Source organism: Cupriavidus necator A5-1 (assembly GCF_000744095.1).
Classification (GTDB): domain Bacteria; phylum Pseudomonadota; class Gammaproteobacteria; order Burkholderiales; family Burkholderiaceae; genus Cupriavidus; species Cupriavidus necator_A.
Window position 1 is genome coordinate 521153 of record NZ_JQLI01000008.1, and the last position, 12863, is coordinate 534015.

General features: G+C 66.6%; 13 protein-coding genes and 1 pseudogene. 6 read left to right on the forward strand and 8 right to left on the reverse strand.

The genetic code is table 11. The features are described 5' to 3' along the window. Positions 1 to 4 precede the first annotated feature (4 nt). Positions 5 to 1264 (reverse strand): muropeptide transporter, encoded by a 1260-nt coding sequence (locus tag K307_RS26575; protein ID WP_042883835.1) that lies wholly within the window; start codon positions 1262 to 1264, stop codon positions 5 to 7. A 134-nt stretch (positions 1265 to 1398) separates the two neighbouring features. On the opposite strand from K307_RS26575, the gene K307_RS26580 reads away from it, so the two are divergent. Next, positions 1399 to 2361 carry a M48 family metallopeptidase gene (locus K307_RS26580; RefSeq protein WP_042883836.1) on the forward strand — a complete coding sequence of 321 codons (963 nt, stop codon included), beginning with the start codon at positions 1399 to 1401 and terminating at the stop codon, positions 2359 to 2361. Between the two features lie 68 nt (positions 2362 to 2429). Here the strand turns inward: K307_RS26580 and argC are convergent, their stop codons facing one another. After that, positions 2430 to 3377 (reverse strand): N-acetyl-gamma-glutamyl-phosphate reductase, encoded by a 948-nt coding sequence (argC, locus tag K307_RS26585; RefSeq protein ID WP_042883837.1) that lies wholly within the window; start codon positions 3375 to 3377, stop codon positions 2430 to 2432. A 181-nt stretch (positions 3378 to 3558) separates the two neighbouring features. On the opposite strand from argC, the gene K307_RS26590 reads away from it, so the two are divergent. After that, entirely contained in the window at positions 3559 to 3882 is a 324-nt protein-coding gene (locus K307_RS26590) for a type II toxin-antitoxin system MqsR family toxin (protein ID WP_042883838.1), read from the forward strand. Then, a complete protein-coding gene (locus tag K307_RS26595) occupies positions 3879 to 4280 on the forward strand; it encodes a type II TA system antitoxin MqsA family protein (RefSeq protein ID WP_042883839.1) in 402 nt (133 codons plus the stop codon). Before K307_RS26590 ends, K307_RS26595 begins: the two co-directional genes overlap by 4 nt. A gap of 9 nt (positions 4281 to 4289) precedes the next feature. Here K307_RS26595 and K307_RS26600 read toward each other — a convergent pair whose 3' ends face one another. Further along, positions 4290 to 5066 carry an exodeoxyribonuclease III gene (locus tag K307_RS26600; protein WP_042883840.1) on the reverse strand — a complete coding sequence of 259 codons (777 nt, stop codon included), beginning with the start codon at positions 5064 to 5066 and terminating at the stop codon, positions 4290 to 4292. Positions 5067 to 5093: 27 nt separating this feature from the next. Between K307_RS26600 and pyrE the strand changes: the two genes are divergently transcribed. Both pyrE and K307_RS26610 read left to right on the forward strand, forming a co-directional pair. Beyond that, positions 5094 to 5789 carry an orotate phosphoribosyltransferase gene (gene pyrE / locus K307_RS26605; protein ID WP_042883841.1) on the forward strand — a complete coding sequence of 232 codons (696 nt, stop codon included), beginning with the start codon at positions 5094 to 5096 and terminating at the stop codon, positions 5787 to 5789. Between the two features lie 86 nt (positions 5790 to 5875). Next, positions 5876 to 7207: a patatin-like phospholipase family protein gene (locus K307_RS26610; RefSeq protein ID WP_042883842.1), complete on the forward strand. Its 1332-nt coding sequence runs from the start codon at positions 5876 to 5878 to the stop codon at positions 7205 to 7207. Between the two features lie 22 nt (positions 7208 to 7229). Here K307_RS26610 and K307_RS26615 read toward each other — a convergent pair whose 3' ends face one another. The 5 genes and pseudogenes from K307_RS26615 to K307_RS26630 all read right to left on the reverse strand — a co-directional run bounded on the left by K307_RS26615 (position 7230) and on the right by K307_RS26630 (position 11326). Further along, positions 7230 to 8039, reverse strand: a complete 810-nt coding sequence (locus K307_RS26615; protein ID WP_042883843.1) for a polyphosphate kinase 2 family protein — start codon at positions 8037 to 8039, stop codon at positions 7230 to 7232. A gap of 110 nt (positions 8040 to 8149) precedes the next feature. Next, the gene (dapF, locus tag K307_RS26620; protein WP_042887440.1) at positions 8150 to 9016 is read right to left on the reverse strand and encodes a diaminopimelate epimerase; all 867 of its coding nucleotides are present in this window, start codon (positions 9014 to 9016) and stop codon (positions 8150 to 8152) included. An 82-nt stretch (positions 9017 to 9098) separates the two neighbouring features. Next, a pseudogene (locus tag K307_RS48070) lies at positions 9099 to 9295 on the reverse strand (IS110 family transposase); the annotation flags it as partial. A gap of 238 nt (positions 9296 to 9533) precedes the next feature. Further along, positions 9534 to 10427, reverse strand: a complete 894-nt coding sequence (locus tag K307_RS26625) for a lipid A biosynthesis lauroyl acyltransferase (RefSeq protein ID WP_042883844.1) — start codon at positions 10425 to 10427, stop codon at positions 9534 to 9536. Continuing rightward, positions 10424 to 11326 (reverse strand): lysophospholipid acyltransferase family protein, encoded by a 903-nt coding sequence (locus K307_RS26630; RefSeq protein WP_042883845.1) that lies wholly within the window; start codon positions 11324 to 11326, stop codon positions 10424 to 10426. Before K307_RS26630 ends, K307_RS26625 begins: the two co-directional genes overlap by 4 nt. Before the next feature lie 321 nt (positions 11327 to 11647). On the opposite strand from K307_RS26630, the gene metK reads away from it, so the two are divergent. After that, positions 11648 to 12811, forward strand: a complete 1164-nt coding sequence (gene metK / locus K307_RS26635) for a methionine adenosyltransferase (protein ID WP_042887441.1) — start codon at positions 11648 to 11650, stop codon at positions 12809 to 12811. Positions 12812 to 12863 lie beyond the last annotated feature (52 nt).

Consider the following 12863-nt stretch of genomic DNA (forward strand, 5'->3'; position numbering starts at 1 on the left):
TGGCTCAGGCGATCGCTTCGCGCGCCTGGGCCTCGTAGCGGTGCACGGTGTTGCGCATGACCCAGAGCAGCATCACGCCTGGCAGCGCCACCGCCACCGTGCTGAGGTAGAACGGCGCCCAGCCCCAGGCCTCGACCATATAGCCGGAGGTGGGGCCCACATAGACCCGGCCCACCGAGGCCAACGCCGACAGCAGCGCGTACTGCGTGGCCGAGAACGAGCGGTTGCACAGCGTCATCAGCAGCGCCACGAAGGCCGCCGTGCCCATGCCGCCGCACAGGTTCTCCACGGCGATGGCCGTGCCCATGGTCCACAGGTGCGCCGGCGTCACCGCCAGGATCCAGTAGCCCAGGTTCGACACCGCCTGCAGCACGCCGAACAGCATCAGCGAGCGGTACAGCCCCAGCCGCACCATCAGCGTGCCGCCAAACAGCGCGCCGATGATGGTGGCGGCCAGCCCCAGCGTCTTGTTGACGATGCCGACCTCGCCCGCCGAGAAGCCCACGCCGCGGATCAGGAAAGTGGTCGACAGGCTGCCGGCAAAGGCGTCGCCGAGCTTGTACAGCACGATCAGCAGCAGCAGCCACCATGCGCCCGGGCGCGCGAAGAAGTCGCGCAGCGGACCGAGTATGGCCTCTTCCAGCGAGCGCGGCGCGCGCGCCGGCACGTCCGGTTCCGGCGCCCACAGCAGGGTGACGATGCCCACGCCCATCAGCGCCGCCATCAGCAGGTAGGTCTGCTGCCAGCCGAGCACGCGGTCGGCCAGCCACAGCGCCAGGCCGCCCGAGACCAGCATTGCCAGCCGGTAGCCAAGCACCTTGACCGCCGCACCGGCGCCACGCTCGGCGGGACGCAGCACGTCGGTGCTGTAGGCGTCGAAGACGATGTCCTGCGAGGCCGACAGGAAGGCCACCAGCGTGGCCAGCGCCGCCAGTGTCCACAGCGCCTCGCGCGGCGGGCAGAAGGCCATGGCGGCGATGCCCAGCACCAGCCCCACCTGCGTCACCAGCAGCCAGCCGCGCCGGCGGCCCAGCAGCGGCGGCGTGTAGCGGTCCATCAGTGGCGCCCACAGGAACTTGAAGATATAGGCCTGCCCGACCAGCGAGAAGAAGCCGATGGTCTTGATATCCAGCCCCTCGACCGTCATCCACGCCTGCAAGGTGCCGGAAGTCAGCGCCAGCGGCAGCCCGGAAGCGAAGCCCAGCGCCAGCATGGCGCCGATGCGGCGGTTGCGGAAGATGTCGAGATAGGATTGGAAAGTCATGAACGGGGCAGGCGTGTGGCGCCGCGCGGCTGCGTGGGCGCCGTGTATTATTGCATCACCCGCCTGCCTCGCCGCCACATGCGGCACAACGCGGCGGGCTTTCCCACGTCTTGACTGCGCCCGAGGAACCGCACATGCTCCGCCGCCTGCAAGGTGATCAGCGTCCCACCCGTACCCGGCTGGCCCGCGCGCTGGCGCTGGCCGCGGTGGCGTTGCCCATGGCCTGGAGCCAGCCCGCGCCGGCGCAGGAAGGCGATGCCGGCGGCATCCGGCTCAACCCCGGCGGCTCGGCGGTGCGCAACATCGTGCCGGCCGAGGCCATCGAGCAGCAGGCCACGCAAGAGTACGAGCAGCTCAAGCAGGAGGCCATCGCCAAGCATGCGCTGGCCGGCGACAACAACCCGCAGCTGATCCGCCTGCGCGCCATTGGCAAGCGGCTGCTGCCGCATACCGTGCGCTGGAACGAGCGCGCGCGCCAGTGGCAGTGGGAGGTCAACCTGATCGGCTCGAAGCAGGTCAATGCCTTCTGCATGCCCGGCGGCAAGATCGCCATCTATACCGGACTGCTCGACCAGCTCAAGCTCACCGACGACGAGATTGCGATGGTGATGGGCCACGAGATCGCCCACGCGCTGCAGGAGCACGCGCGCGAGCGCGCCGCCAAGTCCGAGATCACCAACCTGGGCGCCAACGTGATTTCCCAGCTGTTCGGCTTCGGCAACCTGGGCAATATGGCGTTGGGCACCGGCGCGCACCTGCTGACGCTGCGCTTCTCGCGCGCGGATGAATCCGAAGCGGACCTGATCGGCATGGATGTCGCTGCGCGCGCCGGCTATGACCCGCGCGCCGCGATCACGCTGTGGCAGAAGATGGGCAAGGTGTCGCAGTCCGGCGCCGAGTTCCTGTCCACGCACCCGTCCGGGCGCAGCCGCATCGCCGACCTGGAAAAGCATATGCCCGAGGTGCTGCCGCTCTACGCGCGCGCGATCAACACACCGGTGGACCGGCTGCCGCCGTACCGCGCCAATATGGCGGGCCTGGGCGATGCGCCGGTGGACAGCGGCGACGACGACCGCCAGAAGCCGCTGAAACGCTGAGGCGCATTCCGCATGCAAAAGAAAAAAGCCGGCATTGCCGGCTTTTCCCGTTCAGGCGTGTCGCCGCTTCAGGCGCGCAGCCCCGTGGCCTCGTCGGCGCCCACATGCACGTTCATGCACTGCACCGCGGCACCGGCCGCGCCCTTGCCCAGGTTGTCCAGGCGGGCGACCAGGTTCAGGCGCTCGGGCGTGCCGAACACGAACAGGTCGACACGGTTGGTGTCATTGTTGGCCTGCACGTCGAAGAAGCCGTTGTCGAGGTTCTCTTCGCTGTTGTACGGCAGCACGCGCACGAACTGCTCGCCCTCATAGTGCTTGCGGTAGATCTCGACGATCTGCTCCGGGCTCACCTTGCGCGCCAGGCGCTCGCCGAAGACCGGCACCGTCACCGCCAAGCCCTTGAGGAAGTTGCCGACGATCGGGTTGAAGATCGGGTCCTGCGACAGGCCGCCCTGCACGCGCATTTCGGGCAGGTGCTTGTGCTGCAGCCCGAGCGCGTAGGGGCGCGGGCTGTGCAGCTTCGGGTTACCGCCGGCTTCGAAGTCGGCAATCATCTTCTTGCCGCCGCCGCTGTAGCCGGTCAGGGAGAACGCCGACACCGGGTAGTCCGGCGGCAACACGCCGGCGTCCACCAGCGGGCGCACCGCCATCACGAAGGCGCTGGCGTGGCAACCCGGGACCGCGATGCGCTTGCTGGCGCGGATCCTCTCGCGCTGGCCGCGCACCAGTTCGGGCAGACCGTAGGCCCAGTTGTCGGAGGTGCGGAACGCCGTACTGGCGTCGATCACGCAGGTATTCGGGTTGGTCACCAGCGACACCGCCTCGCGCGAGGCCACGTCGGGCAGGCACAGGAAGGCGACGTCGGCGGCGTTCAGGAAGCGTGCTCGCTCGGCCGGGTCCTTGCGCTTGTCATCGGCAATGCGCAGCAGTTCCACGTCGGAACGACCGGAGAGATAGTCAAGCAGCCGGAGACCGGTGGTGCCTTCCTGACCATCGACGAACACTTTGAAAACCATGGCGGACTCACTCAATGAAGTGCGGGGGAATGCTTGAAATGCGAAACGTCCCCTGCCGGACCCGGTGGGGAACCTGCATTGTAGCGGGGATGGGGGCGGGTCGCAGGGTTTGCACCAGTTGGATTATTGCGATCTGGCACAGTTCGACGTTTGCAGAATATAACCAAGTAGGTTAATTCTCATGGGGAAGGGGACGGCGCATTACCCGTTGTGGCGGGTGCGGGAGCTTCTGGCAGCACGCCGGGTCACAGTCACGCGAACCGCCCGCGATGGGGCCGTGGCGCTGGGACTGGACATGGCAGGCCTGGCTGAGGTGATCGCTGCACTGCGTCCGGCCGACTTCTACAAGAGCATGACCACTTACGCCGACCACACCGCGTGGCAGGAGGTCTACCGTCCGGTCACGCGGTATGGCGGGGTGCAGCTGAAGCTGACGGTGACCGACGGCCTGCTGGTCGTGTCGTTCAAGGAGGTTCAAGGCGCGATGAAAGGAGCTGTGCAATGAAATGCCCTGAATGCGGCGCGGCCGAACTGGTGGCCGATGTCCGCGACATCCCTTACACCTATCGCGGCGAAACCACCGTGCTAGAAAAAGTGCGCGGACAGTTCTGCCCGGCCTGTGGTGAGTCCGTAACCGACTGGCAGGAAAGCGACCGGGTGATGAAGCTGATGAACGCGTTCAGCCGCCAGGTGAATGCCGCGTTCGTCGATCCGGCCTACATCGCCGGCGTGCGCAAGAAGCTCCGCCTCGACCAGCGCGAAGCCGCCGAGATCTTTGGCGGCGGCGTCAATGCGTTCTCGCGCTATGAGACCGGCAAGACCAAGCCGCCGCTGGCGCTGGTCAAGCTGCTGAAGCTGCTCGAGCGCCACCCGGAGTTGCTCGAAGAAGTCCGGGCGGCCTGATGGCTACCCTCAGAGCGGATAGTCGTAATCGATCGACAGCGGCGCGTGGTCGCTGAACTTCTCGTCCTTGTAGATCGAGCACACATGCGCGGTCGCGGCGATCTTCGGCGTGGCCAGGTGGTAGTCGATGCGCCACCCCACGTTCTTGGCATAGGCCTGCCCGCGGTTGCTCCACCACGTGTACTGGTCCGGACGCGGGTCCAGCTTGCGGAACACGTCGACATAGCCGTGGGTGTCGAACAACTCGCCGATCCACGCGCGCTCTTCCGGCAGGAAGCCTGAGTTCTTCAGGTTGCCCTTCCAGTTCTTGATATCGATTTCCTTGTGCGCGATGTTGACGTCGCCGCACAGCACGATCTCGCGCCCGGTCGCCTTCAGTTGCAGCAGGTGTGGCAGGAACGATTCCATGAAGCGGAACTTGGCCTGCTGGCGCTCCTCGCCGCTGGAGCCGGACGGCACGTACACCGAGATCACGGCCAGGTGCGGATACTGCACTTCGACATAGCGGCCTTCGCTGTCGAATTCCGTATTGCCGAAGCCGGTGACCACACGCTCAGGCTTGTGGCGCGTGTAGAGGCCCACGCCGCTGTAGCCCTTCTTCTCGGCGTAGTGGAAATAGCCGTGGTAACCATGTGGCGCAAGGAACGCTTCCGTCATGTCGGCGGCCTGCGCCTTCAGTTCCTGCACGCAGACCATGTCCGCGTCCTGCTTGCCCATCCAGTCGAAAAAGCCCTTCTTCGACGCGGAGCGGATGCCGTTGAGGTTGGCGCTGATAATCCGTAACATTCGGGGAAATTTTGAATTCAGAGGGAAATGATGACGCAGAACACGCCAGCTGGTACGCAACAAGGCGCCGACCTCAGCCAGACTTTTATCCGCTTTGCGCTCGATGCCGGCGTGCTGTCGTTTGGCGAGTTCGTCACCAAGGCCGGTCGCAAGTCGCCGTACTTCTTCAACGCCGGCCTGTTCAACCAGGGCGCGATGCTCGGCCAGGTGGCGCAATTCTATGCGAAAACCCTGCTGGGCTCGGGCGTGCAGTTCGACGTGCTGTTCGGGCCGGCCTACAAGGGCATCACGCTGGCGTCGGCTACCGCGGTGGCGCTGGCGGGCATGGGACGTGACGTCGGCTTCGCCTACAACCGCAAGGAAGCCAAGGACCATGGCGAAGGCGGCACGCTGGTGGGCGCGAAACTGCAGGGCAAGGTCGTCATCGTCGACGACGTGATTTCGGCCGGCACCTCGGTGCGCGAGTCCGTCAACATGATCCGCGCCGCCGGTGCCGAGCCCGCCGCGGTGCTGATCGCGCTGGATCGCATGGAGAAGAGCGGCACCGCCGAGCAGGTCGGCACGCACTCCGCCGTGCAGGACGTGCAGCGTGAATTCGGCATCCCGGTGATCGCGATCGCCAGCCTGAAGGACCTGCTGGCCTACCTGGACGCGTCGCAGGATCCGGCGCTGTCCGCCTCGCGCGAGGCAGTGGCGGCCTACCGTCAGCGCTACGGCGTCTGAAGCCGTTGATGACGATGGGCGCTGACGGCAGCGCCCATCATCGGATAGCGGGGCAGGCGGACTTTCTAACTGGCGGGGAGCGCGGCGTGGCGGCAAAAGAGCGGCAGGAATGGCAAGAGCAGCAAGAGCAACAGGAAAAGGCAGGGCAGGCGGCAACGCCATCCGCCCAGGCTGACAACGGCAACAACGCCGATTCCCTCGCCGAGCGCGGCGCCCAGGTGCGCCCGCGCAAGCCGTTGCGCCAGGCCGCCAAGGCCCCGGACCGGCCGGCGCATGAAGCCTATGCCGTGCGCGCGCTGGTGCTGCAGGGTGGCGGGGCGCTGGGCGCCTACCAGGCCGGCGTGTACCAAGGGCTGGCCGAGGGCGGCATCTACCCGAACTGGGTCGCCGGCATCTCCATCGGCGCGCTCAATGCCGCGGTGATCGCCGGCAATCCGCCCGAGCGCCGGGTCGAGCAGCTGTGCGCCTTCTGGGAGCACATCTGCGCGCAGCCGTGGCTGCCGAGCCTGTCGCATACCTGGCTCATCGATCATGCAGAAACCTGGCCGGAGCCGCTGCGCGTCTGGTTCGACGGCCTGCAGGCCGCGCGCGCGATGTTCGAAGGCCAGCGCGGCTTCTTCCAGCCGCGCACCTGGCCGGAGCTGTTGTCGCGCTATGCCGAACCCACCCGCGCCAGCTTCTATGACACCACGCCGCTGAAGGCGACGCTGGAGCGCTTTGCCGACTTCGACCTGATCAACCACCGCCCCGACCTGATGCGTGTGTCGGTGGGCGCGGTCAATGTGCGCACCGGCAACTTCGCCTATTTCGACAACACCCGCGACAAGCTCCGCCCCGAGCATTTCATGGCCTCCGGCGCGCTGCCCCCGGGCTTTCCGGCGGTGGAGATCGATGGCGAGTACTACTGGGACGGCGGCCTGGTCTCCAACACGCCGCTGGCCGAGGTGCTGACCGCGCAGCCGCGGCGCGATGCGCTGATCTTCCAGGTCGACCTGTGGAGCGCGCGCGGCAAGCTGCCGCACGACCTGATCGACGTGGCCGAGCGCGAGAAGGACATCCGCTATTCCAGCCGCACGCGCGCCATCACCGACTACATGCGCGAGCAGCAGAACATGCGCCGCATGCTCAATGAAGTGATGGCGTTGGTGCCGCAGTCAAAGCGCGACAACGAGTGGTACCGGCGCGCCGCCGAGCAGGCCTGCGACGCACGCCGCAACGTGATCCAGCTGATCTACCGCGACAAGTCGTTCGAGAACATGGCCAAGGATTACCAGTTCGGCTCGCTGACCATGCATGAGCACTGGACCAGCGGGCTGGACGATATCCGCCAGACGCTGCGCCACCCGCACTGGCTGGCCATGCCCAGCCGCGAGCATCCCTTCGTCACGCACGACGTGCATCGCGGCAACGGCGGCTGAGCCCGCCCAGCCGCCGGCCGCACTATTCGACCTTCACCTGCGCCAGTTCGGGCCGCGGCGGCGGGTAGGCGGGTTTCAGCTCTGCGAATACCTGTGTCAGGATCTCCGCCACCATCAGGTTGCGGTGGGTCTTGGAGTCGGCCGGCACCACGTACCACGGGCATTCGGGCGTGCTGGTCGCCATGATCGCCGCCTCGTAGGCGTCCATGTAGGCCTTCCAGCGCTTGCGCTCGGCCAGGTCGGCGGTATCGAACTTCCAGTGCTTCTCCGGATCCGCCAGGCGTGCCTCCAGCCGCGCCTTCTGCTCGTCGCGCGAAATATGCAGGAAACACTTGACGATGGTGGTACCGGTCTCGATCAGCATGGTCTCGAACGCGCGGATCTGGCGCAAGCGCCGCTCGCATTCGGCATTGTCGATCCAGCCGTGCACGCGCGTGATCAGCACGTCTTCGTAATGGCTGCGGTTGAACACCACGATCTCGCCCGTCTTGGGCACCTGCTGGTGGATGCGCCACAGGTAGTCGCGCGCCAGCTCTTCCGGCGACGGGGCCTTGAAGCCCACCACGCGGATGCCCAGCGGATCGAAGCTGCGGAATACGCCGCGCACGGTGCCGTCCTTGCCGCTGGTGTCCATGCCCTGCAGCACCACCAGCAGCTTGCGGCGGTGCTCGGCATAGAAGATGTCCTGCTGCGCGTCGAGCGCGTTGCTCAGTTCGATGACGCGGGCGAGATCTTCCTCTTTCTTGCCGCACGAGAGCGGCCTGCTGCCCGGGTCGAAGTCGGCAAGGCGGAATCGCTTGCCCGTGGTGATGCGGAAATCGTCCAGCGGCATGGGGCGCTCCATCGGTCTGACCTGCACGATCAAAAGGACTGGGCGCGCCGCCGGCTGCCATCGGCGGTAAGGCGAAAAAGAGGACGGAAAGGGGCGCGCAGCCCCTATGGTCAGGCCGGCAGGGCCGCCAGGTCAATGCTGCCTTCGAACACAGTGGTCGCCGGCCCGGTCATGCGCACCGGCTCCGTGCCGCCATCCCAGGCGATGGTCAGTTCGCCGCCGTGGGTGTGCACCCGCACCGGCGAGTCCAGCAGTCCGCGCCGGATGCCGGCCACCACCGCCGCGCAGGCGCCGGTGCCGCAGGCCAGCGTCTCGCCGGCGCCGCGCTCGTAGACGCGCAGGCGGATGGTGTGGCGGTCTTCCACCTGCATGAAGCCGGCATTGACACGATTGGGGAAGGCAGGATGGTGTTCGATCACCGGGCCGTCCTGCAGCACCGGGAAGTTTTCCACATCGTCCACCACCTGCACTGCGTGCGGGTTGCCCATCGACACGGCCGAGATCCATTCGGTGCGGCCGTTGACTTCCAGTCCGTAGAGCGTGTCGGCGCCTTCCATGTGGGTCGGCAGCCCTTCGGCGCGGAACGGCACGCGCGCCGGTTCCAGCTCGGGCGCGCCCATGTCGACCGTGACCTGGCCGTCGTCCTGCAGCGTCAGCGTAATCACGCCGTTCATCACCTCCACGCGCACCGAGCGCTTGTCGGTCATGCCCTTGTCGGTGACAAAGCGCACGAAGCAGCGCGCGCCGTTGCCGCAGTGCTCGACCTCGCTGCCGTCGGCATTGAAGATACGGTAGCGGAAGTCGACATCCGCGCGCGAGGGCTTCTCGACCACCAGCATCTGGTCGGCGCCCACGCCGAAGTGCCGGCTGGCGAGCGCGCGCCACTGCGCGGGGGTCAGGTCGATCTGCTGGCCGATGCCGTCGAGCACGACAAAGTCGTTGCCGGCGCCATGCATCTTGGTGAACTGGAGTTTCATGGTGGGGATTGTAGCCGTGGGGCGCAGGATGTGCCGGGTGTGCTGGCGCGCTCCTGAGAAACCAAACTGAAGGCGGCCGGGTTCAGGCGGCCACCTCCACCGGATTGAGCTGGAAGCCCAGCGCGGCGGCGTGGCGTTTGAGCGCGGCGATGCTGCGCTGGCGCGTTCTTCGTAGCGCTGCTGCCCCTGGTCGACGAAGGTCTCGCCGCGCGTGAGCATGAAGTACACCATTCGCGCCAGCTTGTGGGCGACCGCCGTGTTGGCGCGGGGCTTGTCCAGGCAGCGCCATAGGAAGCGTCGAATTCGACTCGATCTCTCAAACGGGATGCGGCTCGCGCCGCTCACCACTGTCGCCGACGATTCCAGGACCAGGCTCAGTAGCGGGCTCACACCGTGACGTCCGATAGCGCCACGGGCTCGCACCAATGGGCTGTCGGTCATCTCGGCGCTGCCGTTCCTTTTATAGGGCAGAACCGTTTCTTCGCGAACGCCGGGCACAGGCATGGGCTTGGGAAGCTCAGTAGATCTCGGGCTCGCCTGGCAGGCGGTGCTTGAAGCGCTTGTGCACCCAGTAGTACTCGGGCACGCGCGGGCGGATGCAGTCCTCGAAGAAGGCGTTCATGCGGCGCGTGTCGTCAGTGACGCTTTCGCCGGGGTATGCCTCCCACGCGGGCAGGATGCGCAGCACGTAGCCCTGGTAGTCGGGCAGCATCGCGGTATAGATCGGCACCACCTTGGCCCCGGTCAGCCGCGCCAGCCGCGACACCGAGGTCAGCGTCAGCGCCTGCACGCCGAAGAACGGCACGAACTCCGAATCGCGCTCGCCGAAGTCCATGTCGGCGATCAGTTGCAGCGCCTCGCCCTTCTTCAGGCAGCGCAGGATGTCGCGCGCGCTGTCATTGCGCGCAATCATGTTGGCGCCGAAGCGCCCGCGCGCGTGCTTCAGGAAGCCGTCGAACAGGGAGTTCTTCTGCTTGGTATAGAGCGATGCGCCGGAGCGCCCCACGTGCTCGCGCAGGTGGATGGTCAGCCGGATCGCGCCGGCTTCCACGCCCGAGAGGTGCAGCGTCACCAGGATATGGGGGGTGCCGTCCAGGGCCACGAGGTCGGCCTGGTCGTCGATCTGCACCCAGCGGCGCATCTGCACCTCGTTACCGGTCCAGAAGATGCCGCGCTCGGCAAAGCTGCGGAACAGGATGCGAAAGCTTTCGCGCGACAGCGCGTCGATTTCGGCCTCGGTCTTGTCCGGGAAGCACAGGCGCAGGTTGGCCTGCACCACGCGCCGGCGGCTGCTCGGGAATAGGTACAGCAGCCTGCCCAGTGCTTCGCCGAAGCGGGCAACGAACGGATATGGCAGTTTGCCCAGCACCGTCAACAGGCCGATGCCGAGCCAGGTGAACACGCGGCTCATGAAAGGGATGGATCAGTGGTCGTCTTGGTCGCGGTGCTGGTTGTGTAGTCAGGCGGCAGTTCGGCCCCGGCCGGATGCTTGTAGCGGTTGTAGCCCCACAGGTACTGCGTGGGCGCCATGGCCACCAGTTGCTCGATATTGCGGTTGATCACGGCGGCGGCCTCAGTCGGATCCGCGGGCAGCAGGCCGCCGTCGTTGAGCACGCGGAAATGGCCGCGGTAGCCGGCGCCGCGCGGCAGCCGCTCGGCGAACACCGCCACCACCGGCGCCTGGGTCAGCTGTTGCAGCCGGTGCACCAGCGCCATGGTGTAGGCCGGCTTGCCGAAAAATGGCGCCCAGTTGCCCTCGCCGCCGGTCGGCACCTGGTCGGGCAGGATGCCCACCGCCTGGCCGCGCTTGAGGGCCTTGACCAGCATGCGCACCCCGCGCGGCGTGGCCGGCGCCATATGCATGTTGGGGCGGGTGCGCATCTTTTCGATCCAGTCGCGCAGCCAGGGCTGGTGCGGCGGCTTGAACAATGCGGTGACCGGGCGCAGCAATGCGTGGGACTGCGGCAGCACTTCAAAGCAGCCCAGGTGCGGGGTCAGGATGATGATGCCTTTGCCGCGCGCTTGCAGCGCCTCCAGGGCCGGCCACATGTCGTCGTCAAAGCCGTACAGCTTCGCGCCGATCTTGCGGCGGCTCCAGAAGTAGGGCATCTCGACGATCATGCGCCCCGCCGAGCGGGCGGCTTCGTCGATCATCGCGTCGGTGGCGTCGGGAAACGCCAGGCGGAAGTTTTCCCTGAGGCGCTGGCGGTAGCGGCCGGGCAGGCGCCCCGCCAGAAGACCGAGTGCGCCGCCCACGGCTTGCAGCAGGCGCAGGGGAAGGCGGGAGATCAGCCAGAAAAGAAAGGTCATCAGGCGCGAAAAGGAAGCCTGTGCCGGGTCTGCGCCGGGGAACAGACGGGAAAACAGGCGTTTCTTCGAATGCGGTATTCAGTTCCGCGCGCAGCGTGCCGTCATCGGGGGACAAGCACGGGGCCAGCGGCAAAGTGTTGCTTTGGTCCCGTTGGTGCGCTGCAAGAACCCGGCAGGCGCGTATAATAGCGTGTATCGCCGAGTTAACTGACAACTTGCGGGGCGATGCGGCTCTAACCGGGCTGCTTGAAATACCGCTAAAGCGTCGCCGCCATGGACCGAACGGGCTGGCACGCAATAGCCAACCTGGAGAATAAGTTCGTGGCAAACGACTTCCTTTTTACTTCGGAATCCGTCTCCGAAGGCCATCCTGATAAGGTCGCCGACCAGATTTCCGACGCCGTCCTCGACGCCATCCTGGCGCAGGACAAGTATGCGCGTGTGGCGGCCGAGACGCTTTGCAACACCGGTCTGGTGGTGCTGGCGGGGGAAATCACCACGACCGCCAACGTCGACTACATCCAGATCGCGCGCGACACGATCAAGCGCATCGGCTACGACAATACCGAGTACGGGATTGATTACAAGGGCTGCGCGGTGCTGGTCGCCTATGACAAGCAATCGCCCGACATCGCCCAGGGCGTGGATCGCGCCTCCGACGACTACCTGAACCAGGGTGCCGGCGACCAGGGCCTGATGTTCGGCTACGCCTGCGACGAGACCCCGGAACTGATGCCGTTCCCGATCTACTACGCCCACCGCCTGGTCGAGCGCCAGTCGCTGCTGCGCCGCGACGGCCGCCTGCCCTGGCTGCGTCCGGACGCCAAGTCGCAGGTCACGGTGCGCTATGTCGACGGCAAGCCGCACAGCGTGGATACCGTGGTGCTGTCGACCCAGCATTCGCCGGACATCACCCAGGCCCAGATCCGTGAAGCGGTGATCGAGGAGATCATCAAGGCGGCGCTGCCGGCCGAGATGCTGAAGGAAACCAAGTACCTGGTGAACCCGACCGGGCGCTTCGTCATCGGCGGCCCGCAGGGCGACTGCGGCCTGACCGGGCGCAAGATCATCGTCGATACCTACGGCGGCGCTTCGCCGCACGGCGGTGGCGCGTTCTCGGGCAAGGACCCGTCCAAGGTCGACCGCTCGGCTGCCTACGCCGCGCGCTACGTGGCCAAGAACGTGGTGGCCTCGGGCCTGGCGCGCCAGTGCCAGGTGCAGGTCAGCTACGCCATCGGCGTGGCCCGCCCGATCAATGTGACGGTCTACACCGAAGGCACCGGCAAGATCCCTGACGCCAAGATCGCCGAACTGGTGCAGGAGCACTTCGACTTGCGCCCGAAGGGCATCGTGCAGATGCTGGACCTGCTGCGCCCGATCTACGAGAAGACCGCTGCCTACGGCCACTTCGGCCGCGAAGAGCCGGAATTCTCGTGGGAAGCCACCGACAAGGCGGCTGCCCTGCGCGCCGCGGCCGGTCTGTAAGCGTCGCGCCCCGTCGCGTCCGACACCGGCAAACCCCGCCGGCCCGCCAGGG